This window comes from Candidatus Nitrotoga sp. 1052, assembly GCF_927312905.1.
In the GTDB taxonomy this organism is placed as follows: Bacteria; Pseudomonadota; Gammaproteobacteria; order Burkholderiales; family Gallionellaceae; genus Nitrotoga.
On sequence record NZ_CAKMHQ010000090.1, the window covers coordinates 1 to 2,037 of the forward strand.

Below are 2,037 nucleotides of genomic sequence, written 5' to 3' on the forward strand. Positions count from 1 at the left end.
CACACGGCGTACGTCGAGCCGGGGACTATTTTGATTATCGGATTGATGATTTGACCAGGCTTCAGTTGACCGATTATTTCGACCATATCGTCGATTCGCTCTCCTGGAGTTCGCTCAAGCATGACCTGTATGGGCTGAAGTTTTATTACGTCCAAGTATTGAATAAACCCTGGCCGGGCGCGGATCTGGTCAAACCGCCCAAGTCGCACACACTGCCGGATATTATTACCGTGCCACAGGCCCAACAGATATTCATGGCCACGCGGGTGCTCAGTTATCGCGTATTTTTCTTCACCCTGTACAGTCTGGGTTTGCGGCTGGGCGAAGGGTTGCGTTTGCAAGCCGGGGACATTGATGCGGACCGGATGCGGGTGCAGGTGCGTAACGCCAAAGGCAATCGAGACCGCTTTGTCCCGTTGCCTGCCGGAGAACACCTTGCAGATATTGCGCCGTTTCTGGCAGACCCACCGCAACCCCGCATTGCTCTTCCCCAACCAGGAAGTGCGGACTCAAAAAAGCCCACCTGGCCACCACCCCGCTGGATCGTGGTGGCATCCAGACCACCTTGCGCCAGGTCACCCGCGATTGCGGTTTAAAAAAAGAATTACGCCACACAGCTTGCGCCACAGTTATGCCACCCACCTGATCGAAGCAGGCGTTGATCTGCTGGAAGTGCAAAAAATCCTCGGGCATCAATCCATTCTCACCACCCTCCGTTACACCCACCTCACCGACCATACCAAAGATAACGCCGCAGACCGCATCAATGCTCTGGTAGGCCAGATATCAATCCACTGGGGGATCGTCAAATGATCCGGCTGGCACACATTGTTGACACCCATGCAGCCGAGCTTATCGCACAAGATGGCCATCGCCTGTTACCCGGCCAATTGGCGGCGTTAAAATCCTTTCAAATTTGCCGCAGCAGCATGAGCCCCAAGATGCAACTGGGTTGTGATAATTGCCAGGAGCAAAGTTATCTACCGCACTCCTGTGGGCATCGCCACGGCCCGCATTGTCAGGCGCATGAATCGCAACGCTGGATAGACCAGCAGTTGCAAAAGCTGATTCCCGGCAATTACTTCCTGGTGACGTTCACCTTGCCCGCCCAGTTCCGTACGCTTGCTTGGCAGCAACAGCGCGTGATGTATGACCTGATCACCCGCAGCGCGTGGGAGACCGTCAACACTTTCAGCCGGAATGACAGAAAACTGCGCGGCACCACCGGTGCGGTGACCGTGCTGCACACCCACAACCGCCGGCTGGATTATCACCCGCATGTGCACCTGGTGATGCCATCCGCCGCGTTCGACAACAAACGGCGGCTGTGGCGCAACAAAGACGGAGGTTATCTGTTTGACCACAAAGCACTGGCGAAAGTATTCCGCGCCAAAATGCTGGCGGGCATCGAACAAGCCGGATTGAAACTGCCGGACGCTTATCCCACCAAGTGGGTGGTGGATTGCAAAGCGGTCGGCTCAGGCCGACAGGCACTGATTTACCTCGGGCGTTATCTGTATCGGGGCGTGATACAGGAGAAAGACATCCTGTCCTGCCAGCAAGGTCGGGTAACGTTTCGCTATCAGAACAGCCTGACCAAACAGATCGAAACCCGCACTCTCAGCGGCGTGGCATTCCTGCGCCTGATCCTGCAACACATTCTGCCCAAAGGTTTCCGCCGCGCCCGCAACTTCGGCTTTCTGCACCCCAATAGCAAACTGATCCCGTTGGTCCAACTGCGCAAACGTGTCGTGCTCCCCTTACGGCAATCACGCCCGGCGATACGCTGTAAATGTTGTGGCGGGGAAATGAAGATTATCCGCACCCGCATCAAAACATTCACCCACCGATTACGGACTCCCGCACCGGACAGGGAGATGGCCATGTAACGCAACGCACACCGCCAACCTGCCGGGCTTGGCAGGCACGGGCGCACTCGCCCTGCAAAAGGGTGAAATCAGGTAAAAACACATTAAGAATGGCAGGTTGAGCGGAACAGGTTGCTGCAATGGCAACTTTTAGCGGTGGAATTTGGGG

4 protein-coding genes are annotated in these 2,037 nt (G+C 56.0%); 3 read left to right on the forward strand and 1 reads right to left on the reverse strand.

The window, feature by feature from the left end; genetic code table 11:
• The 3 genes from MJ768_RS14535 to MJ768_RS14545 all read left to right on the forward strand — a co-directional run.
• The coding region (locus tag MJ768_RS14535; RefSeq protein ID WP_239292743.1) for a tyrosine-type recombinase/integrase at nt 1–596 on the forward strand (596 nt) is incomplete at its 5' end.
• Complete coding sequence (locus tag MJ768_RS14540; protein WP_239292746.1) at nt 586–813, forward strand: tyrosine-type recombinase/integrase; 228 nt, start codon at nt 586–588, stop codon at nt 811–813. The genes MJ768_RS14535 and MJ768_RS14540, both read left to right, overlap by 11 nt.
• Entirely contained in the window at nt 810–1,889 is a 1,080-nt protein-coding gene (locus tag MJ768_RS14545; RefSeq protein WP_239292748.1) for an IS91 family transposase, read from the forward strand. The genes MJ768_RS14540 and MJ768_RS14545 overlap by 4 nt, the downstream gene beginning before the upstream one ends.
• Here the strand turns inward: MJ768_RS14545 and MJ768_RS14550 are convergent.
• On the reverse strand, nt 1,840–2,037 hold a 198-nt coding region (locus MJ768_RS14550; protein ID WP_239292750.1), incomplete at its 5' end, for a hypothetical protein. The two genes, MJ768_RS14545 and MJ768_RS14550, sit on opposite strands and share 50 nt — an antisense overlap.